The 23,074-nt window shown below is 66.6% G+C and carries 32 protein-coding genes and 3 pseudogenes; 1 reads left to right on the plus strand and 34 read right to left on the minus strand.

Annotated elements, in window-relative coordinates; all coding sequences use genetic code 11:
• Positions 1-98 precede the first annotated feature (98 nt).
• From GT045_RS10150 to GT045_RS10285, 28 genes and pseudogenes are all read right to left on the minus strand, one after another.
• The gene (locus tag GT045_RS10150; RefSeq protein WP_161333956.1) at positions 99-761 is read right to left on the minus strand and encodes an adenylate kinase; all 663 of its coding nucleotides are present in this window, start codon (positions 759-761) and stop codon (positions 99-101) included.
• The gene (gene secY / locus GT045_RS10155; RefSeq protein WP_161333957.1) at positions 761-2,074 is read right to left on the minus strand and encodes a preprotein translocase subunit SecY; all 1,314 of its coding nucleotides are present in this window, start codon (positions 2,072-2,074) and stop codon (positions 761-763) included. The genes GT045_RS10150 and secY overlap by 1 nt, the downstream gene beginning before the upstream one ends.
• A gap of 189 nt (positions 2,075-2,263) precedes the next feature.
• Entirely contained in the window at positions 2,264-2,719 is a 456-nt protein-coding gene (gene rplO / locus GT045_RS10160) for a 50S ribosomal protein L15 (RefSeq protein ID WP_003974249.1), read from the minus strand.
• A gap of 2 nt (positions 2,720-2,721) precedes the next feature.
• A complete protein-coding gene (rpmD, locus tag GT045_RS10165) occupies positions 2,722-2,904 on the minus strand; it encodes a 50S ribosomal protein L30 (RefSeq protein ID WP_003974250.1) in 183 nt (60 codons plus the stop codon).
• Positions 2,905-2,906: 2 nt separating this feature from the next.
• A complete protein-coding gene (rpsE, locus tag GT045_RS10170; RefSeq protein ID WP_009190144.1) occupies positions 2,907-3,512 on the minus strand; it encodes a 30S ribosomal protein S5 in 606 nt (201 codons plus the stop codon).
• A gap of 39 nt (positions 3,513-3,551) precedes the next feature.
• Complete coding sequence (gene rplR, locus GT045_RS10175) at positions 3,552-3,935, minus strand: 50S ribosomal protein L18 (protein WP_053661883.1); 384 nt, start codon at positions 3,933-3,935, stop codon at positions 3,552-3,554.
• A gap of 3 nt (positions 3,936-3,938) precedes the next feature.
• The gene (gene rplF, locus GT045_RS10180) at positions 3,939-4,478 is read right to left on the minus strand and encodes a 50S ribosomal protein L6 (protein ID WP_161296468.1); all 540 of its coding nucleotides are present in this window, start codon (positions 4,476-4,478) and stop codon (positions 3,939-3,941) included.
• 24 nt (positions 4,479-4,502) lie between these two features.
• Positions 4,503-4,901, minus strand: a complete 399-nt coding sequence (gene rpsH / locus GT045_RS10185) for a 30S ribosomal protein S8 (protein WP_007384075.1) — start codon at positions 4,899-4,901, stop codon at positions 4,503-4,505.
• A gap of 211 nt (positions 4,902-5,112) precedes the next feature.
• Positions 5,113-5,298, minus strand: coding sequence for a type Z 30S ribosomal protein S14 (locus GT045_RS10190; RefSeq protein ID WP_003948630.1), 186 nt, complete (start codon positions 5,296-5,298; stop codon positions 5,113-5,115).
• Between the two features lie 5 nt (positions 5,299-5,303).
• Positions 5,304-5,861: a 50S ribosomal protein L5 gene (gene rplE, locus GT045_RS10195; RefSeq protein ID WP_019753095.1), complete on the minus strand. Its 558-nt coding sequence runs from the start codon at positions 5,859-5,861 to the stop codon at positions 5,304-5,306.
• Positions 5,861-6,184: a 50S ribosomal protein L24 gene (rplX, locus tag GT045_RS10200; protein WP_033272457.1), complete on the minus strand. Its 324-nt coding sequence runs from the start codon at positions 6,182-6,184 to the stop codon at positions 5,861-5,863. Before rplX ends, rplE begins: the two co-directional genes overlap by 1 nt.
• Positions 6,185-6,186: 2 nt before the next feature.
• A complete protein-coding gene (gene rplN, locus GT045_RS10205; protein WP_003998823.1) occupies positions 6,187-6,555 on the minus strand; it encodes a 50S ribosomal protein L14 in 369 nt (122 codons plus the stop codon).
• A gap of 100 nt (positions 6,556-6,655) precedes the next feature.
• Positions 6,656-6,943, minus strand: a complete 288-nt coding sequence (rpsQ, locus tag GT045_RS10210; RefSeq protein ID WP_003992363.1) for a 30S ribosomal protein S17 — start codon at positions 6,941-6,943, stop codon at positions 6,656-6,658.
• Positions 6,943-7,167, minus strand: coding sequence for a 50S ribosomal protein L29 (gene rpmC, locus GT045_RS10215; RefSeq protein ID WP_010036720.1), 225 nt, complete (start codon positions 7,165-7,167; stop codon positions 6,943-6,945). The genes rpsQ and rpmC overlap by 1 nt, the downstream gene beginning before the upstream one ends.
• Complete coding sequence (gene rplP, locus GT045_RS10220) at positions 7,167-7,586, minus strand: 50S ribosomal protein L16 (protein WP_009190136.1); 420 nt, start codon at positions 7,584-7,586, stop codon at positions 7,167-7,169. The genes rpmC and rplP overlap by 1 nt, the downstream gene beginning before the upstream one ends.
• A gap of 5 nt (positions 7,587-7,591) precedes the next feature.
• Positions 7,592-8,419 (minus strand): 30S ribosomal protein S3, encoded by an 828-nt coding sequence (gene rpsC, locus GT045_RS10225; protein WP_116148545.1) that lies wholly within the window; start codon positions 8,417-8,419, stop codon positions 7,592-7,594.
• Entirely contained in the window at positions 8,419-8,766 is a 348-nt protein-coding gene (gene rplV, locus GT045_RS10230) for a 50S ribosomal protein L22 (protein WP_019329637.1), read from the minus strand. The genes rpsC and rplV overlap by 1 nt, the downstream gene beginning before the upstream one ends.
• A 45-nt stretch (positions 8,767-8,811) precedes the next feature.
• Positions 8,812-9,093, minus strand: coding sequence for a 30S ribosomal protein S19 (gene rpsS / locus GT045_RS10235; protein WP_023547380.1), 282 nt, complete (start codon positions 9,091-9,093; stop codon positions 8,812-8,814).
• Between the two features lie 12 nt (positions 9,094-9,105).
• Positions 9,106-9,942 carry a 50S ribosomal protein L2 gene (gene rplB / locus GT045_RS10240; protein ID WP_018543909.1) on the minus strand — a complete coding sequence of 279 codons (837 nt, stop codon included), beginning with the start codon at positions 9,940-9,942 and terminating at the stop codon, positions 9,106-9,108.
• Between the two features lie 38 nt (positions 9,943-9,980).
• A complete protein-coding gene (gene rplW, locus GT045_RS10245) occupies positions 9,981-10,400 on the minus strand; it encodes a 50S ribosomal protein L23 (protein WP_161296467.1) in 420 nt (139 codons plus the stop codon).
• On the minus strand, positions 10,400-11,056 hold the full coding sequence (rplD, locus tag GT045_RS10250) for a 50S ribosomal protein L4 (RefSeq protein ID WP_161296465.1): 657 nt from the start codon (positions 11,054-11,056) through the stop codon (positions 10,400-10,402). Before rplD ends, rplW begins: the two co-directional genes overlap by 1 nt.
• Before the next feature lie 8 nt (positions 11,057-11,064).
• A complete protein-coding gene (gene rplC / locus GT045_RS10255; protein WP_020135811.1) occupies positions 11,065-11,709 on the minus strand; it encodes a 50S ribosomal protein L3 in 645 nt (214 codons plus the stop codon).
• A gap of 17 nt (positions 11,710-11,726) precedes the next feature.
• Positions 11,727-12,035, minus strand: coding sequence for a 30S ribosomal protein S10 (gene rpsJ, locus GT045_RS10260; protein ID WP_003948644.1), 309 nt, complete (start codon positions 12,033-12,035; stop codon positions 11,727-11,729).
• Between the two features lie 447 nt (positions 12,036-12,482).
• A complete protein-coding gene (locus GT045_RS10265) occupies positions 12,483-13,574 on the minus strand; it encodes a hypothetical protein (RefSeq protein WP_161333958.1) in 1,092 nt (363 codons plus the stop codon).
• 35 nt (positions 13,575-13,609) lie between these two features.
• The gene (locus GT045_RS10270) at positions 13,610-15,844 is read right to left on the minus strand and encodes a hypothetical protein (RefSeq protein ID WP_161333959.1); all 2,235 of its coding nucleotides are present in this window, start codon (positions 15,842-15,844) and stop codon (positions 13,610-13,612) included.
• Positions 15,845-15,890: 46 nt separating this feature from the next.
• Positions 15,891-16,229 carry a hypothetical protein gene (locus GT045_RS10275; RefSeq protein ID WP_161333960.1) on the minus strand — a complete coding sequence of 113 codons (339 nt, stop codon included), beginning with the start codon at positions 16,227-16,229 and terminating at the stop codon, positions 15,891-15,893.
• Positions 16,230-16,485: 256 nt separating this feature from the next.
• Entirely contained in the window at positions 16,486-16,737 is a 252-nt protein-coding gene (locus tag GT045_RS10280) for a DUF397 domain-containing protein (RefSeq protein ID WP_161333961.1), read from the minus strand.
• A pseudogene (locus tag GT045_RS10285) lies at positions 16,734-17,015 on the minus strand (Scr1 family TA system antitoxin-like transcriptional regulator); the annotation flags it as partial. The pseudogene GT045_RS10285 and the gene GT045_RS10280, both read right to left, overlap by 4 nt.
• Here GT045_RS10285 and GT045_RS39575 point away from each other — a divergent pair.
• Positions 17,003-17,167 (plus strand): annotated as a pseudogene (locus GT045_RS39575) (ATP-binding protein); the annotation flags it as partial. The pseudogenes GT045_RS10285 and GT045_RS39575 sit on opposite strands and share 13 nt — an antisense overlap.
• 153 nt (positions 17,168-17,320) lie before the next feature.
• On the opposite strand, the gene GT045_RS10290 reads toward GT045_RS39575, so the two are convergent.
• The 6 genes and pseudogenes from GT045_RS10290 to rpsL all read right to left on the minus strand — a co-directional run bounded on the left by GT045_RS10290 (position 17,321) and on the right by rpsL (position 22,664).
• The gene (locus tag GT045_RS10290; protein ID WP_161333962.1) at positions 17,321-17,791 is read right to left on the minus strand and encodes a VOC family protein; all 471 of its coding nucleotides are present in this window, start codon (positions 17,789-17,791) and stop codon (positions 17,321-17,323) included.
• Between the two features lie 47 nt (positions 17,792-17,838).
• Positions 17,839-18,093 (minus strand): annotated as a pseudogene (locus tag GT045_RS39580) (hypothetical protein); the annotation flags it as partial.
• 208 nt (positions 18,094-18,301) lie between these two features.
• A complete protein-coding gene (gene tuf, locus GT045_RS10300; RefSeq protein ID WP_161298215.1) occupies positions 18,302-19,495 on the minus strand; it encodes an elongation factor Tu in 1,194 nt (397 codons plus the stop codon).
• 158 nt (positions 19,496-19,653) lie between these two features.
• A complete protein-coding gene (gene fusA / locus GT045_RS10305; RefSeq protein ID WP_161298214.1) occupies positions 19,654-21,780 on the minus strand; it encodes an elongation factor G in 2,127 nt (708 codons plus the stop codon).
• Positions 21,781-21,819: 39 nt separating this feature from the next.
• Positions 21,820-22,290 carry a 30S ribosomal protein S7 gene (gene rpsG / locus GT045_RS10310; protein ID WP_003992340.1) on the minus strand — a complete coding sequence of 157 codons (471 nt, stop codon included), beginning with the start codon at positions 22,288-22,290 and terminating at the stop codon, positions 21,820-21,822.
• Positions 22,291-22,292: 2 nt separating this feature from the next.
• The gene (rpsL, locus tag GT045_RS10315) at positions 22,293-22,664 is read right to left on the minus strand and encodes a 30S ribosomal protein S12 (RefSeq protein ID WP_003948652.1); all 372 of its coding nucleotides are present in this window, start codon (positions 22,662-22,664) and stop codon (positions 22,293-22,295) included.
• Positions 22,665-23,074: the final 410 nt, after the last annotated feature.

The raw sequence follows: 23,074 nt of genomic DNA on the forward strand, positions 1-23,074 counted from the left end.
GTCGACTGGGATACGTACACAACAGTACGGCCGCGGCACCCTGGCGGTCCCCCGGACCGGATCCGGGAGAAGGGCACCGCGGCCGGAAGGGCCGGGATCTACTTCTCGGCCTTCTCGCGCTTGAGGGCGTCCAGCGCCCGCTTCGTGATCTCTTCCACCGGGCCCAGGGAGGAGATCGTCACGACCAGGCCCTGCGCCTTGTAGTAGTCGATGATCGGCTCGGTCTGCGTGTGGTAGACCTCGAGCCGCTTGCGCACGGTGTCCTCGGAGTCGTCGTCGCGCTGGTACAGCTCGCCGCCGCAGACGTCGCAGACGCCTTCCTGCTCCGGCTTGCTGTACGTCACGTGGAAGACGTGCGAGGAGTCCTTGCGGCAGATGCGCCGGCCGGCGATCCGCTTGACCACCTCGTCCTCGGGGACCTCCAGGTCGAGGACGGCGTCCAGCGTGATGCCCTCGGTCCGCAGCAGCTCGTCCAGCGCCTCCGCCTGCGAGACGTTCCGCGGGAAGCCGTCCAGCAGGAAGCCGTTCTCCGCGTCCGGCTGCTCCATGCGGTCCTTGGCCATCGCGATGGTCACCTCGTCGGGGACGAGGTTGCCGGCGTCCATGTAGGACTTCGCGAGCTTGCCCAGCTCCGTCTGCCGGCTGATGTTGGCGCGGAACAGGTCACCCGTGGAGATGTGCGGAACGTTCAGCTTCTCAGCGAGCCGGACGGCTTGCGTTCCCTTACCGGCACCCGGCGGCCCGACGAGGACGATACGCATCAGCGGAGGAACCCTTCGTAATTGCGCTGCTGGAGCTGGCTCTCGATCTGCTTCACCGTCTCGAGGCCGACACCCACGATGATGAGGATGCTGGTCCCGCCGAAGGGGAAGTTCTGGCTTGCCCCAAAGCCCACCAACGCCATTGTCGGCACGAGAGCGATCAGACCCAGATACAGCGAACCCGGCCAGGTGATCCGGTTGAGCACGTAGCTCAGGTACTCAGCGGTCGGTCGGCCAGCCCGGATGCCCGGGATGAAGCCACCATACTTCTTCATGTTGTCGGCCACTTCCTCGGGGTTGAAGGAGATGGCGACGTAGAAGAAGGCGAAGAAAACGATGAGCAAGAAGTACGTAACGATGTAAATCGGGTGGTCGCCCTTGGTCAGGTTCTGCTCGACCCAGGTCTTCCAGCCAGACTTGCCCCCCGCGAACTGCGCCACGAGTGCCGGGATGTAGAGCAGCGAGGAGGCGAAGATGACGGGAATCACACCCGCCTGGTTCACCTTGAGCGGGATGTACGTGGACGTACCGCCGTAGGAGCGCCGGCCGATCATGCGCTTCGCGTACTGCACCGGGATACGGCGCTGGGCCTGCTCGACGAAGACGACGAGCGCGACCATGATCAGACCCACCGCGATCACGGTGCCGAACTCGATCCAGCCGCCGGCCAGGGTGCCCTGCTTCTTGATGGCCCACAGCGCGGAGGGGAAGGTCGCGGCGATCGAGATGAACATCAGGATCGACATGCCGTTGCCGATGCCGCGGTCGGTGATCAGCTCACCGAGCCACATCACGACGGCGGTGCCGGCGGTCATGCAGATGACCATGGTGATGGTGGTGAAGATCGCCTGGTCGGGAACGATCTGGTTCGCCACCGAGCAGCTGCTGAACAGGGCGCCGCTGCGGGCGGTGGCCACGAGGCCGGTGCCCTGGAGGATGGCGAGCGCCACGGTCAGGTAGCGGGTGTACTGCGTGATCTTCGCAGTACCGGCCTGGCCTTCCTTCTTGAGCGCTTCCAGGCGTGGGATCACGACCGTCAGCAGCTGCAGGATGATGCTGGCCGTGATGTACGGCATGATCCCGAGCGCGAAGATCGTGATCTGCAGCAGCGCACCACCGCTGAACATGTTGACGAGCCCGAAGAGACCCTGGTTACCGGAGGCCTCACGGACGCACTGCTGGACGTTCTTGTAGTTGACGCCGGGGATCGGGACGTGGGTGCCGACCCGGTACACCACGATGATGGCCAGCGTGAACAGCAGCTTCTTGCGCAGGTCGGGCGTCCTGAACGCCCGGGCGAACGCGGTGAGCACGGTGCCTCCTGCGACCCCCGCGCAACTGCGTCAAGGGTGACGGTCTTGAGGTTCGACGAATACGAAAAAGAACAGTGCAGGCCACCTTACCGGCGACACTGCCCCCGTGGAACGACCAACCGGGGATACCCCATTGTGGGGTATCCCCGGTCGGGATCGTCTACGTCATCGAGGCGTCGTCCGAAGGACTCAGACGAGCTCGGTGACCGTACCGCCGGCGGCGGTGATCTTCTCCTTGGCGGAGCCGGAGACGGCGTCGACCGTCACCTGCAGCGCAACGGAGATCTCGCCCTGGCCGAGGACCTTGACGAGGCTGTTCTTGCGAACGGCACCCTTGGCCACCAGACCCTCGACCGTGACCTCGCCACCCTCGGGGTAGAGCGCGGCCAGCTTGTCGAGGTTCACGACCTGGAACTCGGTCTTGAACGGGTTCTTGAAGCCCTTCAGCTTCGGGAGGCGCATGTGGAGGGGCATCTGCCCACCCTCGAAGCGCTCCGGAACCTGGTAACGGGCCTTGGTGCCCTTGGTACCACGACCGGCCGTCTTACCCTTCGACGCCTCACCACGACCGACACGGGTCTTGGCGGTCTTGGCGCCCGGGGCGGGACGGAGGTTGTGGATCTTGAGCGGGTTGTTCTCCGCCATGATCAGTCGACCTCCTCGACCGTCACGAGGTGGCGGACGGTGTGCACCATGCCGCGGAACTCGGGGCGGTCCTCCTTGACGACCTGCGTGTTGATGCCCTTGAGACCAAGGGACCGCAGGGTGTCGCGGTGGTTCTGCTTGCTACCGATGTAGGACTTGACCTGCGTGATCTTGAGCTGAGCCATGATTACGCACCCGCCCCGGCACGCGCACGAAGGAGAGCCGCGGGGGCGACGTCCTCGAGCGGCAGACCACGGCGGGCCGCGATCTCCTCGGGACGCTGCAGACCCTTCAGGGCCTCCACGGTCGCGTGCACGATGTTGATCGCGTTGTCGGAACCGAGCGACTTCGACAGCACGTCGTGGATACCGGCGCACTCGAGCACGGCGCGCACCGGACCACCGGCGATAACACCGGTACCCGGGGACGCGGGCTTGAGCAGCACGACGCCGGCAGCCTTCTCACCCTGGATGGGGTGCGGGATGGTGCCCTGGATACGGGGGACCTTGAAGAAGTGCTTCTTGGCCTCCTCAACACCCTTGGCGATGGCGGCCGGCACCTCCTTGGCCTTGCCGTAACCGACACCCACGGTGCCGTCACCGTCGCCCACCACGACCAGCGCGGTGAAGCTGAAGCGACGACCACCCTTCACAACCTTGGCGACGCGGTTGATCGCGACGACGCGCTCAACGTACGCGGTCTTCTCGGCGGCAGCAGCGCCGCCGTCACGGCCCTTCCGGTCCCGCCGCTCGCCGCCACCGGCACCGCCACCGCGGCGCTGGGGTCCAGCCATTGGAATTACCTCTCTCTGTTTCCGCTAGCTACGGCAGGCTCAGAACTTGAGCCCGGCTTCGCGGGCGGCGTCCGCCAGGGCGGCGATGCGCCCGGCGTACTGGTTGCCACCACGGTCGAACACGACAGCCTCGACACCGGCGGCCTTGGCACGCTCGGCGACCAGGGCGCCGACCTGCTTGGCCTGGGCCGACTTGTCGCCCTCGCCACCACGGACGGACGCGTCCAGGGTGGACGCGGACGCCAGGGTGTGGCCCTTGAGGTCGTCGATCACCTGCGCCACGATGTGGCGGTTGGAGCGGGTCACGACCAGACGGGGACGCTCCGCCGTACCGGAAAGGTTCTTGCGGATCCGGATGTGACGGCGCTTGATCGCGGCGCGCTTGTAGGCGTCGCCCTTGAGGATCTTCTGCCCGTATGCCATGGCTTACTTACCCGCCTTTCCGACCTTGCGGCGGATGACTTCGCCCTCGTACTTGACGCCCTTGGCCTTGTACGGGTCAGGCTTGCGCAGCTTGCGGATGTTGGCCGCAACCTCGCCGACCTTCTGCTTGTCGATGCCCTCGACCTGGAAGCGGGTCGGGCTCTCCACCTTGAAGGTGATGCCCTCGGGCGCCTCGACGACGATCGGGTGGCTGTAGCCGAGCGCGAACTCGAGGTTCGAACCCTTGGCCGTCACGCGGTAACCGACACCGCTGATCTCGAGCTTCTTCACGTAACCCTGGGTCACGCCGGTGATCATGTTCGCCACCAGCGTGCGGGACAGGCCGTGGAGGGCCTTGTTCTGACGCTCGTCGTTCGGACGGGTGACGTTGAGAACGCCGTCCTCACCCTTGACGATGTCGATCGGCGCAACGACGGTGTGGGTCAGCGAGCCCTTGGGGCCCTTGACCGAGACCGTACGGCCGTCGATGGTGACGTCCACGCCGGCGGGAACCGTGATGGGGAGCTTGCCAATACGCGACATAGCTGTTTCCTCCGTTCCCTTCCGCTACCAGACGTAGGCGAGGACTTCCCCACCCACGCCCTTCTTGCCGGCCTGCTTGTCGGTGAGGAGCCCGTGCGACGTGGAGATGATCGCCACGCCGAGGCCGCCCAGCACCTTCGGCAGGTTGGTGGACTTCGCGTACACCCGGAGACCGGGCTTGGAGATCCGCTTGATGCCCGCGATGGAGCGCTCACGGTTCGGGCCGAACTTCAGCTCGAGAACGAGGTTCTTGCCGACCTCGGCGTCCTCGACCTTCCAGCCCGTGATGAAGCCCTCCTGCTGGAGGATCTCCGCGATGTGCGACTTGATCTTCGATGCCGGCATCGTCACGGAGTCGTGGTATGCCGAGTTCGCGTTACGCAGACGCGTAAGCATGTCTGCGATCGGATCAGTCATGGTCATGAATTGGCCTTCGGCCTCTCTCGCCGGGGTTTCCTGGTGCGCCATCCCTCTCCCCGATCCGAGACGGGACGGGTGCGGCGCGGTGGACCTACGGCGTAGTAAGTCGTACGGGCGGCAGACGCCCAACCCCGCTAGCCTACGGCATGCGGAGAAGGGCCTCTGCCGACCCAGATGCTTACCGAGAGCTTCCGGAATCCCCTGTTACTGGGGATTACCAGGAGCTCTTGGTCACGCCCGGCAGCTCGCCACGGTGAGCCATCTCACGAAGGCACACGCGGCACAGGCCGAACTTGCGGTACACGGAGTGCGGGCGGCCGCAGCGCTGGCAGCGGGTGTAGCCACGCACACCGAACTTGGGCTTGCGAGCAGCCTTAGCGATCAGAGCCTTCTTCGCCATCTCGCTCACGCCTCCTTGAACGGGAAGCCGAGGTGACGAAGGAGCGCGCGGCCCTCAGCGTCGTTGGTCGCCGTGGTGACCACGGTGATGTCCATACCCCGGACACGGTCGATCTTGTCCTGGTCGATCTCGTGGAACATGACCTGCTCCGTGAGACCGAAGGTGTAGTTGCCACGGCCGTCGAACTGCTTGGGGGACAGACCACGGAAGTCGCGGATGCGCGGGAGCGCGAGCGACAGGGTGCGGTCCAGGAACTCCCACATGCGGTCGCCACGGAGCGTGACGTGGGCACCGATCGGCTGACCCTCGCGCAGCTTGAACTGCGCGATGGACTTGCGGGCCTTGGTGACGGCCGGCTTCTGACCGGTGATGGTGGTCAGGTCGCGGATCGCGCCCTCGATCAGCTTCGAGTCACGGGCGGCGTCGCCGACACCCATGTTGACCACGATCTTGACGAGGCCGGGAACCTGCATGACGTTCTCGTACTTGAACTCGTCACGCAGCTTGCCCGCGATCTCCTCGCGGTACTTCTGCTTCAGACGCGGAGTGGTGGTGGTCGCCATCAGATGTCCTCACCCGTCCGCTTGGCAACGCGGATCTTGTTGCCTTCGTCGTCGAAGCGGTAACCGACACGCGTGACAACCTTGTTGCCGTCCTTCTCAACGACCAGCTGGACGTTGGAGACGTGGATCGGCGCCTCGGTCGTGACGATGCCGCCGGCCTGGGAACCGCTGGCGGTCGGGCCGGCCTTGGTGTGCTTCTTGACCCGGTTGACACCCTCGACCAGGACACGGTCCTCACGGGGGAAGGCCGCGATGACCTTGCCCTGCTTGCCCTTGTCCTTACCGGTGATGACCTGGACCAGGTCGCCCTTCTTGATCTTCATGCTTACAGCACCTCCGGCGCGAGCGAGATGATCTTCATGAACTTCTTCTCGCGCAGCTCACGGCCGACCGGGCCGAAGATACGGGTGCCGCGAGGGTCGCCGTCGTTCTTCAGAATGACGGCGGCGTTCTCGTCGAAGCGGATGTACGAGCCGTCCGGACGGCGGCGCTCCTTGACGGTGCGAACGATGACCGCCTTAACGACGTCACCCTTCTTCACGTTGCCACCGGGGATCGCGTCCTTGACGGTGGCGACGATGACGTCACCGATGCCCGCGTAGCGGCGACCGGAGCCACCGAGCACACGGATGCAAAGGATTTCCTTCGCACCAGTGTTGTCGGCGACGCGCAGTCGCGACTCCTGCTGGATCACGTCTATCTCCTGTTTGTCTGCCGGTTCCCCGGGAGCCGCTCAGCGAAGCGGCTCCCGGAGCCTGGCGGAACTGTCCTGCGAGGGGCGCCTCGCAGGAGATTTACTTAGCCTTCTCGAGGATCTCGACGACGCGCCAGCGCTTCGTCGCGGACAGCGGCCGGGTCTCCATGAGGAGGACACGGTCGCCGACGCCCGCGGCGTTCTGCTCGTCGTGAGCCTTGAGCTTGTTGGTACGGCGGATGACCTTGCCGTACAGCGCGTGCTTGACGCGGTCCTCGACGGCGACGACGACGGTCTTGTCCATCTTGTCGCTGACGACGAGACCCTCGCGGGTCTTGCGGAAGCCGCGGGCCTCTGCAGTCTGCTCAGTCACGTTGCTCTCACTCATCAGGCGCTCTCCACCGTCTCGATGCCCAGCTCGCGCTCACGCATCAGGGTGTAGATCCGCGCGATGTCCTTACGGACGGCCTTGAGCCGACCGTGGTTCTCGAGCTGACCCGTCGCCGCCTGGAAGCGGAGGTTGAACAGCTCTTCCTTGGCCTCGCGGAGCTTGTTCAGCAGCTCCTCGTTGCCCAGCTCGCGCAGCTCGGACGCCTTGGTACCGGCCGACATCACGCTTCACCTGCCTCGCGCTTGACGATCCGGCACTTCATCGGCAGCTTGTGGGCCGCACGAGTCAGCGCCTCACGGGCGATCTTCTCGTTGGGGTACGACAGCTCGAACATCACACGTCCGGGCTTGACGTTGGCGATCCACCACTCCGGCGAACCCTTACCGGAACCCATGCGGGTCTCGGCGGGCTTCTTGGTGAGGGGACGGTCCGGGTAGATGTTGATCCAGACCTTGCCGCCACGCTTGATGTGGCGGGTCATCGCGATACGAGCCGCCTCGATCTGGCGGTTCGTGACGTAGGCCGGGGTCAGCGCCTGGATGCCGTACTCGCCGAACGCAACCTGCGTTCCACCCTTGGACATACCGTTGCGCTTCGGGTGGTGCTGCTTGCGGTGCTTGACCCTACGGGGGATCAGCATTTCGGTCAGGCCTCCGTTCCGGTGCTCTCAGCCGGAGCGGACGCGGGAGCCTCGGCCTTGGGGGCCTCGGCGCCGGCAGCCTGCTGCGGCTTGCGACCGCGCCCGCCACGCTCGCCACCGCGGCCACCACGGGCCGGGCGGTCGGCGCCGCCACGGGCCGGGCGGTTACCCGCACGGGCCGCAGCGTTCTCGGCGCGGACCTCGGCGATGTTCTTCACGTCGCCCTTGTAGATCCAGACCTTCACGCCGATGCGGCCGAAGGTCGTCTTGGCCTCGAAGAAGCCGTAGTCCACGTTCGCGCGGAGCGTGTGCAGGGGCACGCGGCCCTCGCGGTAGAACTCCGAGCGGGACATCTCGGCGCCGCCGAGGCGGCCACCGCACTGGATCTTGATGCCCTTGGCGCCGGCCTTCATCGCCGACTGCATGCTCTTACGCATGGCGCGGCGGAAGGAGACGCGGGAGGAGAGCTGCTCGGCGACGGCCTGGGCCACCAGCTGAGCGTCGGTCTCCGGGTTCTTGACCTCGAGGATGTTCAGCTGGACCTGCTTGCCGGTCAGCTTCTCCAGGTCACCGCGGATGCGGTCGGCCTCGGCGCCGCGGCGGCCGATGACGATGCCCGGGCGAGCGGTGTGGATGTCCACACGCACGCGGTCACGGGTGCGCTCGATCTCCACCTTCGAGATGCCGGCGCGCTCCATGCCGGACGTCATCATCCGACGGATGGCGACGTCTTCCTTGACGTAGTCCTTGTACAGCTTGTCGGCGTACCAACGCGACTTGAAGTCGGTCGTGACACCGAGCCGGAACCCGTGCGGGTTTACCTTCTGGCCCATTACCGGGTTCCTTCCTTGCTGCTGACGACCACGGTGATGTGGCTGGTCCGCTTGCGGATCCGGTAGGCACGGCCCTGGGCGCGCGGCCGGAACCGCTTCAGGGTCGGGCCCTCGTCGACGTAGGCCTCGGAGATGTAGAGGCTGTCGGCGTCGGTGTGGTCGTAGTTGTGCGCGGCGTTGGCGATGGCGCTGTCGAGCACCTTGCCGACGGGCACGGAGGCTGCCTGCGGAGCGAATCGCAGAACAGCCTGGGCCTCCGTGGCGTCCATGCCACGGATGAGGTCCACCACACGGCGGGCCTTCATGGGCGTGACGCGGATGTACCGCGCCTGGGCCCTGGCTTCCATGGTTGTCCCTTCAGAGTTACTTACGTGTCTGAATGCGATCCGCTACTAGCGGCGCTTCGACTTCCGGTCTTCCTTGACGTGACCCCGGAAGGTGCGCGTCGGCGAGAACTCGCCGAGCTTGTGGCCGACCATCGACTCGGTGACGAACACCGGGATGTGGGTCTTGCCGTTGTGCACCGCCAGCGTGTGGCCCAGCATGGCCGGGACGATCATCGAGCGGCGGGACCAGGTCTTGATGACGTTCTTGGTGCCGGCTTCGTTCTGGGCGTCCACCTTCTTGATCAGGTGGTCGTCGACGAAGGGCCCCTTCTTCAGGCTACGAGGCATCTCAACCCGTCCTTAGCGCTTCTTGTTCGTCTTGCGGCGGCGGACGATGTACTTGTTCGACGCCTTCTTGGGCGAACGAGTACGGCCTTCCTTCTTGCCCCACGGGGACACGGGGTGACGACCACCGGAGGTCCGGCCCTCACCACCACCGTGCGGGTGGTCAACCGGGTTCATCACGACACCACGGACGGTCGGGCGAACGCCCAGCCACCGCTTACGGCCGGCCTTGCCCCAGTTGATGTTGCTCTGCTCGGCGTTGCCGACCTCGCCCACAGTGGCGCGGCAGCGGACGTCGACCAGGCGGATCTCACCGGACGGCATGCGCAGGTGGGCGTAGGCGCCCTCCTTCGCGAGCAGCTGCACGGAGGCACCGGCGGAGCGGGCGAACTTGGCGCCGCCACCGGGACGGAGCTCGATCGCGTGGATCGTGGTACCGACCGGGATGTTGCGGAGCGCCAGGTTGTTGCCCGGCTTGATGTCGGCCCCGGGACCGTTCTCGACGCGGTCACCCTGCTGCAGGTTGCGCGGGGCGAGGATGTAGCGCTTCTCGCCGTCGGCGTAGTGCAGCAGCGCGATGCGCGCGGTGCGGTTGGGGTCGTACTCGATGTGCGCGACCTTCGCCGGCACGCCGTCCTTGTCGTGACGACGGAAGTCGATCACGCGGTAGGCGCGCTTGTGTCCGCCACCCTGGTGGCGAACGGTCACACGACCGGCGTTGTTACGGCCGCCCTTGCTGTGCAGCGGGCGGACCAGCGACTTCTCCGGCGTGGACCGCGTGACCTCGACGAAGTCGGCGACGCTGGCGCCACGACGGCCCGGCGTAGTCGGCTTGTACTTGCGGATTCCCATTTCTCAGTCCTCGTCCGATATCGGACGATCCGACCCGCTTACGCGGTCGGACCGCCGAAGATGTCGATACGGTCGCCCTCGGCGAGGGTCACGATCGCGCGCTTGCTGCCGGCACGCTGACCGAAGCCGGTCTTCGTGCGCTTGCGCTTGCCCTGGCGGTTGATCGTGTTGACCCCGGTGACCTTGACGTCGAAGACCGCCTGCACGGCCTGCTTGATCTGGGTCTTGTTGGCGCCCGGGGCGACGATGAACGTGTACTTGTTCTCGTCGAGGAGCGCGTAGCTCTTCTCGGAGACGACCGGCTTGAGCAGCACGTCACGGGGGTCCGTGAAGGACTTGCTCAGCGGGGTCTCGACGGTGTTCTTGCCCTCGGTGGCGTGGCGACGCGCCTTGGCGACGCGCGCGGCCTTGGCAGCCTTGGCGGCCTTGGAGGCAATGCTCGGGTGACGCGTAGCCATCAGGCCTCGCTCCCTTCGGTGTCAGCGGCCTTGGGGCCAGACACGAAGGACTCGAAAGCGGCCTGGGTGAAGACCACGTCGTCCGAGACGAGAACGTCGTACGTGTTCAGCTGGCCCGGCTCCAGGATGTGGACCTGGGGCAGGTTGCGGGCGGACAGCCACGCGGCCTCGTCGGAGCGGTCGACGACCAGGAGCAGGTTCTTGCGCTCCGAGATCTTGCCGAACAGGCTCTTGGCGGCCTTGGTGCTGGGGTTCGCGCCCTCGACCACGCCGGAGACGACGTGGATGCGGTTGTGACGCGCCCGGTCGGTGAGGGCGTGGCGCAGGGCCGCGGCCTTCATCTTCTTCGGGGTGCGCTGCGAGTAGTCACGCGGCACGGGACCGTGCACGACGCCACCACCGGCGAACTGCGGCGCGCGGGTCGAGCCCTGACGGGCGCGGCCGGTGCCCTTCTGGCGGTACGGCTTCTTGCCGCCACCACGGACTTCGCCACGGGTCTTGGTCTTGTGCGTGCCCTGACGGGCAGCGGCCAGCTGCGCGACGACGACCTGGTGGATCAGCGGAATGCTGATCTTCTCCACGTCGAAGATCTCCGCGGGGAGCTCGACGGAACCGGCCTTGTCGCCCGCCGGCGAAAGGATGTCAACAGTGCTCATCGGTTACCTCAGGCCCCCTTGGCCGCGGTGCGGACCAGGACGAGGCCGCCGTTCGGACCGGGAACCGCGCCCTTGATGAGCAGCAGACCCTTCTCCGCGTCAACGGCGTGGACGGTCAGGTTCTGGGTGGTGACCCGCTCGTTGCCCATACGACCCGCCATGCGGAGGCCCTTGAACACGCGGCCCGGGGTGGCGCAGCCACCGATGGAACCGGGCGAGCGGTGCTTGCGCTGGGTGCCGTGTCCGGCGCCGAGGCCCTTGAAGTTGTGACGCTTCATGACACCGGCGAAGCCCTTGCCCTTGCTCTTGCCGGTCACGTCGACCTTGATGCCGGCCTCGAACACCTCGGCGGTGATCTCCTGGCCGAGGGTGTACTCGCTGGCGTCAGCGGTACGGATCTCGACGAGGTGGCGGCGGGGAGTGACGTCGGCCTTGGCGAAGTGGCCCTTGAGGGGCTTGTTCACCTTGCGCGGGTCGATCTCGCCGAACGCGATCTGGACGGACTCGTAGCCGTCGACGTCGTTCGTGCGGACCTGGGTGACGACGTTGGGGCCGGCCTTGACGACGGTGACCGGAACAACACGGTTGTTCTCGTCCCACACCTGCGTCATGCCGAGCTTCTCGCCCAGGATGCCCTTGATCTGCTTAGCCATTCTCAGATCACCAGCCCTCAGAGCTTGATCTCGATGTCGACACCGGCCGGGAGGTCGAGTCGCATCAGAGAGTCAACGGTCTTGGGGGTCGGGTCGAGAATGTCGATCAGGCGCTTGTGCGTGCGCATCTCGAAGTGCTCGCGCGAGTCCTTGTACTTGTGCGGCGACTTGATGACGCAGTACACGTTCTTCTCAGTGGGCAGCGGCACCGGGCCCGCGACCGACGCACCAGTGCGGGTCACCGTCTCGACGATCTTCTTCGCCGAGGAGTCGATGACCTCGTGGTCGTAGGCCTTGAGCCGGATGCGGATCTTCTGTCCCGCCATGGCTACTCAGTAGTCCTGTCTCTCTTACGCTCTGGAACCCGGTGGATTCCTTCTGCTGCCGTCGTTTCTCCGACCCACGCGGTCGGGCGTGTCGCTCTCCCGCTGACACAGATGTCCCTTGTTCGAACATCCCTGCGGAATGCACACGGCCCTTCCGGAAACCGCGGACCGGGGACCTCGGGCCCACCGGGCGCCTGGCCGGTGTCGCGCTCACACTTCCCGGAAGATTCCCGTACGTCCGCCCCAGCGCTGCCCGCAGGCAGTTAGGGCGACGAGTACTGTGGGACTCGCTTCCGGTCCTCCCGGCGGGAGGCGCGCAGCATCAACACTCGACCGAGCAACTCGGACAGTCTGCCATATGGGGCAGCCGCCTGGCCAATCGAGCCGAAGAGATTACCCCGAGGGTGACGTGGGTCAAACCGCCGCACCCGACGGGCGGCCGCGGCCTCACGAGCGGGACAGCGTCCGGACGCCGGTGCAGCCGCGCTGTTTCGCCTCGTGATCGGCGAAGGCCTTCAGGGCGGAGCGGGCGAACGAGGCCGAGTAGGGCGCGGCCGGGTAGCTGTCGGTGTCCCGGTCGTACAGCCGGTAGATCGCGAAGACCGCCTCGTGGCTGGAGCGGGGGCAGGACGCGGTCGCCAGCTGGAAGTCGTGGCCGGGGCCGCCGAACCCGGCCGACTCGAAGTCGTTGGCGACAGCGCCGTAGTACGCGTACAGGCCGTAGCCGGGCTTTCCCGCTCCGGTGAAGAGGTAGCAGTTGACCTGCGGCGTGTGCACGTCCGTGGGGGAGGCGACGAACCCGGGCGTACCGGCGTCGGACGCCCGGTCGGCCAGTCCCCGCAGGGCGACGCAGGAGCCCTGGGCCCGTGCGAGGGGACGCGGAGCCGTTTTCCCGCGCGTGTCGGGGAGCGACACGCGGGTGAGCTGTCTGCCTCCCTTTGCCCGGCACCCGAACTTCACCGACGCCTTCAGCGCCGTCTCGGTGGTCACCCGACCCAGCCCGGTGAGGACGGTGCCGCTCTCCTTGGCATCCTCCGGCCACTGGATGAGGTCGCCGTACGCCACCAGAGCCCGGCTCCTGCTGTTCTGGCAGTCGAGGGCGACCATGACTTCCGCCGTCCCGTCGTAGCGGACGAAGCCCGGCCAGCCGTTGCCGAGCGGCGCGACCTGCCCCCGGACCCCGTTGGCGTTCCCGCTGAACGGCGCGAGAGCCACGGACGGGGCCGACTGATCGCTCCAGCGGAGCGTGAGCTGGAGAGCGCCGCCATGCCGGCCCGTGTCGGGCCTGTTGATCAGGCAGCCCGCCAGGCTCGCCGAGTCGTCGCCGCCTCTGGCGCGCACCTGCGAGGAATGCAGCGCGTCTCCGAGTCCGCCCTGAGCCAGGGTGCCGTCGCATGCCGAGTCCAGTGACCGCTGGTCCCGCCAGTGCGCGTAGACGCCGGTGCTGTAGAGCGTCTGCGCCACGATGTACAGCGTCAGCAGGATGCCGCCCACGGACCAGCCGACCATGCGCCGCCTGCGGCTTGCGAAGATCTTCATCGTGCTCATTCTGTCGGGGGCCGTTCGCCGCCTGCTCAGCGATCGGCGCGCAGGGTGCTCAGGGTGCGGTCACGGCCGTGTTCGTAGTCGTTCTGCCCGGCATGGACGTAGTACTTCGTCCAGTCGCTGTCGACGGTGTGGCCGCGGCTGTCCGCCCACGCCCTGACCAGCTTCTCGACGTCGTGCTGGCCGGCGTCGTAGGTCTTGGCGTTCGCTTCGGTGGCGGCGAGGTTCGCCTCGGCGACATGCTCCTTGTTCGACTCGTACGACCACACGTCGAGGGTCTTGGAGGCGAGGTCGCCGACGGGGCTGAGGTCCGAGACGGGGTTGAACATCAGTGCCGTGCTGAGGGACGTGCCGAGCCCGTGGTTGAAGTCGGCGGCCCACTGCGTCTTCTTGAACCGCTCGTCGTAGATGATGTCCGACCGGATGCCGTCGTAGGCGCCCATGGCCCGGGAGGACTCCACGATGCGGTCGTGGATCGTCTTCTCGCCGGCGTCCGCGGGGACCCCGTCCAGGACGTGGTGGGCGTACTGCTGCTCGGCCCCGTAGAGGTGGCCGAACGCCTCCGGGTCGTTGGCGACGCCGCGCATGACCGCCGCGAGACGCTGGTGCCCCACCGCCAGGTGCGCCCCGTCCTTGTCGGACCAGACCGACCCCTCGCTGTCCCAGTCGATGGCGTACTTCGACGAGGACTCCGCGTAGATCTCATGGGTGTCGGGCGTGTACGACGTCAGGATGTGGGCCATCGGCGCGACCAGGTTCTTGGGCAGGTCCTGGGCGTGCTTGTCGGTGTACAGCGTGTTGATCGTGTGCTGCAGGATGCGGGCCTGCGGTTCGCTGTGCTGTCCGACCGGGTGGTAGTCGCCCGGTGCCTGGCCGGTCGTGGCGGCCTCCAGGGCGGCGCCGAAGCCATTGCGGACGTCGCCGTCCTCCGCCAGGACGGGGATGCCGACCGTGGTACCCCCGGGCGGGGTGGCGTAGTGGTCCACGACGGTGTCCCAGTTCCGCTCGTGGAGCAGGTACTGGAGGTTGTCGTTGTGGGCCGGGTCCAGGTAGTCGGTGCTGAGCTTGGGGTCCTGGGACATGATGCCGAGCACGCCGTCGAGCGGGTCGTTGGCGAACCAGCCCCGGTCCTTGCCGCTGAACTGGTCCCGCAGGCCCCAGATGGACTCGGTCGGGTTGCCGTCCTCGGGCACGTACGACTGCTCGGCGTGCCGGATGTCGTCCGCGGTGTCCTTGAGGAACTGCCCGGAGTAGCCGTGGCCCTGCTGCATCAGCGTGACCAGGCTCTGGTAGCCGCGGACCTTCTCGTCCGGGATGGGGCTCAGGCCGTCGACCTTGAACTGCTCGGTGCCGGCCTTCCGCATGTCCGCGCGGAAGTTCTTGTAGAAGTCCGAGTCCGGGTCCTTCGTCGCGGTCGCGAGGGTGGTGGCCAGGCCCTTCTGGATGTCCAGATACTGGCCGCCGTGCTCCTTGTCCCCGTGGTAGGCGAGACCGTCGAGGCTGTTGGAGAGCTGCAGCGTGCCCTTGGCGCCCAGTTCGTCCAGCAGGGTCTGGCTGAACGCCGTGTCACCGGAGTTGTCGTGGAAGAGCCGCTGCAGTTCCTTGTAGTCGCCCGTACTCGCCTTGCCGGCGTTGACGCGCGTGGCGATGTCCTTGGCCTCGTCCGCTTCGTACTTCTCGATGTCGCCCTGAGCCTTGCCGTTGAACCCGTTCAGGGTGCCGTCGCCGGTGTCGGAGTCGACGGTCACGGCCTTGAAGGCGATCTCGACGCCGCTGTCGGCGTCGTCCACGTCCTTCACGCACTGGTCGATACGCGCCTGCCAGGAGGCGACGGCGGTACGGATGCTCTGCTGGTAGTCCGGGTCGTGGGCCAGCGCCTGGCGGTCGCCCTGGGTGAGCTTGGTGGTGTCGTAGGAGACCACGCCCTGGTCCGACACCTTCATGCCCGCCTCGACGGCGTCGTCCCGGGCCGACTCCAGCTTCTTGCGCAGGTCCACGAACTGGGTGTGCGCGTCCCGAAGCAGCGAGGCGATGGCCTTGGCCTCGGTCTGGGCCTTCTGGAACTCCTTGAGAGTCCAGCCGAGGCGCTGCTGAGCGACGTCACCGCTGAATCCCTGCCAGGTCGGGCCGAGGGTGATGCCGTGCACATCCGTCGAGTACGCCGTCTCCTGTGTGTGGAACTCCTTCGCCATCCCGTCCCAGCGGTCGGCTGCCGTGGTGAGCGTGGACAGGTCGGTGGTCGTGATCTCGTGGTACGTCGGCATGGGTCCCCGTTGAGTGCGATGGCGTACGAGTGCGATCGGACAGAGATCAGTTCTTCGGCGGCCGCGAGTACTGGTCCAGCACGGACGGCCTGCGCGCCGCCGCGCCGACTCCGACGTCCGTGCCCGTCAGTGTGCGGTTGGCGGCCCGCAGCGCGCCCTTGTCCGTCGACAACATGTCCATGAGGCCCTTGACCTGCTCGCCCCACTTCTTGTGCGCCGCCGCGACAGCCCCGGACGTCAGCCAGCCGTCCCCGTCCTTCGCGGCGAACGCCTTCACCATGGCGTCCGTCTCGCCGTCCGCCCAAGCTCCCGCCGTGCGGGTGCCCGGCTCGATGCTCTGCTCGATCTTGTTCGCCGCGGTCTGCTTCGCGGCAGCCGACGACACAAGGCGTGGCTGACCACCACCCGACGATCCACCACCGCCCGGATCTGCCGGGTACTGGTTGAGCTGCATTCCCGCGGCATGTCCGCCGCCCCTACCTGCCACGTTGCCAACCCCCGTCTGCGACTCTGGCGTGCCCGCGTCACGCTAGCAAACGGCCCGTTTTCGTAGGGGAGTTGGGGCTGCGGCCTTGGCATTTCCTTTACAGCACCCTGAGTGTCCCCACCCGGTGTTGCACGGAGACCACGACCTGGTCCGCCTAACGCCGAGAGGCGTACCTGACGAAGCCGGCCCAGGCGGTCGGGGTGACGGCGAGGCGGGGGCCCTCGGGGTTCTTGGAGTCGCGGATGTGGATGGTGGTGGAGGTGGGGGCGACTTCGAGGCAGTCATTGCCGTTACTGCTGTCGCTGTAACTGCTTTTGAACCAGTGGAGCGCGACTTCGAGGCAAGAGCCGGGTTCGCCGCTGTCGCTGTAGCTGCTTTTGAACCAGTGCAGGTCCGCGATGCTCATAGTCTCCCCAGCGCTGTCTCGATGAAGGCCTGTGACTCCCTCGGGGTGAGAGCCTGCGCCCGGATCGTGCCATAGCGGAGTTCAAGGATCCGGAGCTCCTTTGGACTGGAGACCGGGCGGCCGTTGAACGCACCATCAGAGCGCCCGATCGAGGTGCCATCAGCGAACTTCAGCACCCGAATTTCTCCCTGTGTTCCGGCGTGCTCCTCCAGCGCGGTCGGCATGACCTGGAGCGTGACGTTCCTCAACCGCGCCACCTCCAGCAGGTGTTCGCATCGAGGTCACCGACACGCGCGGTGACCGACTGCCCCGGCTCACCACTCCGGCCGAGGACGGTGAATCAGGCCGCGGCCTGCTGCTCGTGGCGGCCCTCGCCGACCGCTGGGGCGTCGCCGAGGGACGGCACCCGCGCAAGACCGTCTGGGCGTAGGTGAGCACCGCCCCACCGCATCGCGGTCCATCCCGCCCCGGTGACCGACGCCCCGCCCATGGGCGAGGTCGGTACTTCCCATGACCGGGTCGGGGAGAGAACCGACGCACCCGACCCCTCCAGCCCCCCACGGCCGCGCGCACCGGAGTCCGGTCACCCGGTGGCCAGGCGGCGCCGAAGCTCCTCCTGCGGGACGTCTTCCACGTGGGCCAGGAACACCCACAGGTGACCTGAAGGGCCCTTGAGGATGACGGTGCGGTCACCGTGGAACATGTCCTTCGGCGGCTGGAGGATCTCAGCGCCGGCGGCTTCCGCGCGCTCCGCCAGGCTGTCGACGTCCGGCACGAAGACATGCAGCGTCACGGACGTACCTCCGCCGAGCGAGGTCGGCGGGGCGAGGGAGGCGGCCGCCGCCGCGTCGCCCAACATCAGGGCCGACCGTCCGATGGTGATCTCGGCGTGCAGGATCCCGCCGCCCGGAGCGTCGATCCTGAAGTCCTCACGGGCGCCGAACGCCCGCTGGTAGAAATCGATCGCCACGGCGTCGTCGTCGACCATGATGTGCGGGATCACGGCATAGCGGTAGCGGTCGGGGATCTCGATGTGGTCTGTGCGCTCGGTCACGGCGGACCTCCCTGAAAAGGCAAGCGGCCGAGCGTGTCGCCCGAGGGGACCCCTGTCACCCGTTCGAGGTCGTCCCGCAGATCCCCCGCCACGCGTACCACTCCGGGGTGATCCTCCCGGCTCACCACCACGGGCGCGCCCACGAGGGAGAACGCCCCACCCGAGAAGGAGACGTACGCCCCGGGCTCCGTCACCCGGAGGCCGCCCCCACCGCCCCCCTACGCGGTCCCCGAGGCCCCGGCGGCCAGCACCGGTACGGCGGCGAGCCCCGCCCCCAGCACCGCCCTGCGCTCCACGGACATACGACCCCTCCCGGTCCGTCACCGCCACTGCCCATGCCACCCCGATTTTGTTCAGAGCATGACAAATAGAGGAGGGAGCCGGCGGCGGAGGGAACGGGTCGTGGGCGCCGAACAGTTTCGAAGGACCGGGACATGCAGAAGAGGCCCGTACGACCGGAGTCGTACGGGCCTCCCCTTAGGTCAGGCAGTGACCCTCAAGCAAGCGAACTTACTTGACGATCTTGGTGACCTGGCCGGCGCCCACAGTGCGGCCACCCTCACGGATGGCGAACTTCAGGCCCTCCTCCATGGCGACGGGCTGGATCAGCGCCACCGTCATCTCGGTGTTGTCGCCCGGCATGACCATCTCGGTGCCCTCGGGGAGGGTCACAACGCCGGTCACGTCCGTCGTCCGGAAGTAGAACTGCGGACGGTAGTTGTTGAAGAACGGCGTGTGGCGGCCACCCTCGTCCTTGGACAGGATGTAGGCCTGGGCCTCGAAGTCGGTGTGCGGCGTGACCGAACCCGGCTTGATGATGACCTGGCCGCGCTCGACGTCCTCGCGCTTGATGCCACGGAGGAGCAGACCGACGTTCTCACCGGCCTGGCCCTCGTCGAGCAGCTTGCGGAACATCTCGATACCGGTGACCGTGGTGGTGGTCTTCTCGGTCTTGATACCGATGATGTCCACGGTCTCGTTGACCTTGAGGACACCGCGCTCGATACGACCGGTGACGACGGTGCCACGACCGGTGATCGTGAAGACGTCCTCGATCGGCATGAGGAACGGCTTGTCGACGTCGCGCTCCGGCTGCGGGATCGACTCGTCGACGGCCTTCATGAGCTCCAGGACCGACTGGGTCCACTCGGCGTCGCCCTCGAGCGCCTTCAGCGCCGAGACCTTGACGACCGGAACGTCGTCGCCCGGGAACTCGTACTCGGTGAGGAGCTCACGGACCTCGAGCTCGACGAGCTCCAGGATCTCCTCGTCGTCCACCATGTCGGCCTTGTTCAGGGCGACGACGATGTACGGAACGCCGACCTGGCGGGCCAGGAGCACGTGCTCCTTGGTCTGCGGCATCGGGCCGTCGGTGGCGGCGACCACCAGGATCGCGCCGTCCATCTGCGCGGCACCGGTGATCATGTTCTTGATGTAGTCCGCGTGACCCGGGCAGTCGACGTGGGCGTAGTGACGCGCCTCGGTCTGGTACTCGACGTGCGCAATCGAGATGGTGATACCGCGCTGGCGCTCCTCGGGCGCCTTGTCGATGTTGTCGAACGCGGTGGCCTCGTTCAGGTCCGGGTACGCGTCGTGCAGCACCTTGGTAATGGCGGCCGTGAGGGTCGTCTTACCGTGGTCGATGTGACCGATGGTGCCGATGTTGACGTGCGGCTTAGTCCGCTCGAACTTCGCCTTCGCCACTGGGGTCCTCCTGTGGAGTGGTTCTGTACGCCTTACTTCATCGGCGCCAGGTGATCTTTGCTGTAAAGGCCCGGAACCCGGGGGCATTCCGTCCGCGTTTGCGGGGGAATGCCCCTGGAGGCTCCGGAGTCAAGCCTACGGCGTGTTAACGCGGTGCGTTACTCGCCCTTGGCCTTCGCGATGATCTCCTCGGCGACGTTCCGCGGAACCTCGGCGTAGGAGTCGAACTGCATCGAGTAGCTTGCGCGACCCGACGTCTTGCTGCGGAGGTCGCCGACGTAGCCGAACATCTCCGACAGGGGCACGAGGCCCTTCACGACGCGGGCACCAGCCCGCTCCTCCATGGCCTGGATCTGGCCACGGCGGGAGTTGATGTCGCCGATGACCTCGCCCATGTAGTCCTCGGGCGTGGTGACCTCGACGGCCATCATCGGCTCGAGGAGCACGGGCGAAGCCTTGCGCGCGGCCTCCTTGAAGGCCTGCGAGCCGGCGATCTTGAAGGCGAGCTCGGAGGAGTCGACCTCGTGGTAGGCACCGTCGTGGAGGATGACACGGACACCGGTCATCTCGTAGCCGGCGAGGATGCCGAACTGCATGGCCTCCTGCGCACCGGCGTCGACCGAAGGGATGTACTCCTTCGGGATGCGACCGCCGGTCACCTTGTTCACGAACTCGTACGAGGTCTCGCCGGCCTCGATCGGCTCGATGCCGATCTGGACCTTGGCGAACTGACCCGTACCACCGGTCTGCTTCTTGTGCGTGTAGTCCACGCGCTCGACGGCCTTGCGGATCGTCTCGCGGTAGGCCACCTGCGGCTTGCCGACGTTGGCCTCGACCTTGAACTCACGGCGCATACGGTCGACCAGCACCTCGAGGTGCAGCTCGCCCATACCACCGATGATGGTCTGGCCGGTCTCCTCGTCCGAGTGGACCTGGAAGGACGGGTCCTCCTCGGCCAGGCGCTGGATCGCGACGCCCAGCTTCTCCTGGTCACCCTTCGACTTGGGCTCGATGGCGACCTGGATGACCGGCGCCGGGAAGTCCATGGACTCCAGGATGACCGGGTTCTTGTCGTCGGACAGCGTCTCACCGGTGGTGGTCTGCTTCAGGCCCATGACGGCGACGATGTCACCGGCGCCCACCGACTCGATCTCCTCACGCTTGTTCGCGTGCATGCGGTAGATCTTGCCGATGCGCTCCTTCTTGCCCTTGACGGAGTTCAGCACCGAGGTGCCGGACTCCAGGCGGCCCGAGTAGACCCGGACGAAGGTGAGCTTGCCGAGGTGCGGGTCGCTCATGATCTTGAACGCCAGCGCCGAGAGGGGCTCCTCGTCGGACGGCTTGCGCTTGACGACGACCTCGGGGTCCTTGACATCGTGGCCCTCGATGGCCTCGATGTCGACCGGGGACGGCAGGTAGCGCACGACCGCGTCGAGCAGGGGCTGGACGCCCTTGTTCTTGAACGCGGTACCGCAGAACACCGGGGTCACGGTGGTGCCGGTGCCCTTGCCGGACGCGATGGTGATACGACGGATCGCGGCGTACAGCTGCTCCACGGAGGGCTCTTCGCCCTCCAGGTACAGCTCCATGATCTCTTCGTCGTTCTCGGCCACGGCCTCGAGCAGCTTGCCGCGGTACTCCTCGGCAGCCTCGGTGTGCGTGTCCGGGATGTCGACGGTGTCGTACATCTCGCCCTTGGTGGCCTCGGCGGACCAGACCAGGGCCTTCATCGTCACGAGGTCGATGACGCCCTTGAAGTCGGCCTCGGCACCGATCGGCAGCTGCATCACGATCGGCTGAGCGCCGAGGCGGTCAGAGATCATGTCGACGCAGCGGTGGAACTCGGCACCGGTGCGGTCGAGCTTGTTGACGAAGCAGATACGCGGCACGCCGTAGCGGTCCGCCTGACGCCACACCGTCTCGGACTGGGGCTCGACGCCGGCGACGCCGTCGAACACCGTCACGGCACCGTCGAGCACACGCAGGGAACGCTCCACCTCGACGGTGAAGTCGACGTGACCCGGGGTGTCGATGATGTTGATGGTGTGGTCGACGTCTTCCAGCGGCCAGTGGCAGGTGGTGGCAGCAGAGGTGATCGTGATGCCACGCTCCTGCTCCTGCTCCATCCAGTCCATGGTGGCAGCGCCGTCGTGGACCTCACCGATCTTGTACGACACACCGGTGTAGAACAGGATCCGCTCGGTGGTGGTCGTCTTGCCCGCGTCGATGTGGGCCATGATCCCGATGTTGCGGACCTTGGCCAGGTCAAGTGAAGTGGTAGCCATAAGGCTTCAGTCTTCTCTCGGTCTCGATGTGGGTAGCGACTACCAGCGGTAGTGCGCGAAGGCCTTGTTGGACTCGGCCATCTTGTGCGTGTCCTCGCGCTTCTTCACAGCGGCACCCAGGCCGTTGGAGGCGTCGAGAAGCTCGTTGAGCAGGCGCTCGGTCATGGTCTTCTCGCGACGGGCGCGGGAGTAACCGACCAGCCAGCGCAGCGCGAGCGTGTTGGCACGACCGGGCTTGACCTCGATCGGGACCTGGTACGTCGCACCACCGACACGGCGGGACTTGACCTCGAGGGTCGGCTTGATGTTCTCAAGCGCGCGCTTCAGCGTGATGATCGGGTCGTTGCCCGTCTTCTCACGCAGACCCTCCATGGCGCCGTAGACGATGCGCTCGGCGGTGGAGCGCTTGCCGTTCAGCAGCACCTTGTTGATCAGGGAGGTCACCAGAGGAGAACCGTAGACCGGGTCGATGATGACCGGGCGCTTCGGGGCGGGGCCCTTACGAGGCATTCTTACTTCTCCTTCTTGGCGCCGTAGCGGCTGCGGGCCTGCTTGCGGTTCTTGACACCCTGGGTGTCGAGCGAACCACGGATGATCTTGTAGCGAACACCCGGCAGGTCCTTCACACGGCCGCCGCGCACGAGCACGATGGAGTGCTCCTGCAGGTTGTGTCCCTCACCCGGAATGTAAGCAGTGACCTCGATCCCGCTGGTCAGACGCACACGCGCGACCTTACGCAGGGCCGAGTTCGGCTTCTTCGGGGTGGTCGTGAACACACGCGTGCAGACGCCACGACGCTGAGGGGAACCCTCGAGTGCCGGCGTCTTGTTCTTCTCGACCTTGTCCTGCCGGCCCTTACGGACCAGCTGCTGGATCGTAGGCACTACTTCTCCGGTTTCTGTGTGCCGATAGGTACAGCTAACCTGGAACATCGCCGACCCACGCGGTCGGGTGTGTCGAATCCGCCAGACTCCCGCCGCGAGGCGGGAAGGGCGCAGATTGCGGTGGCCGCTCACGGCTCGCCATGCGGTTTGCAGGCACGCACAGGAGCCAGGGCACACCCCAGGCACAAGGTCTGAGCGTACCTACCTCATTCGCTGCGGTCAAAACAAATGAGGCTCGGAGGCTCTCTCCAGCGAAACATGTCAAGTCCCCGTCCGCTAGGTGATCTTCGAATCGCCGATTTCCGGGCGGATCGACGCCACCGATTTCCGGGCGGAACGACGGGGCACGCCCCCCGGATCGCGGCCGGATCCACAGCGGCACACCCCCGCCCCGCCGTCCCCGCCGCCGA

Source organism: Streptomyces sp. SID486, assembly GCF_009865385.1.
Lineage (GTDB): Bacteria > Actinomycetota > Actinomycetes > Streptomycetales > Streptomycetaceae > Streptomyces.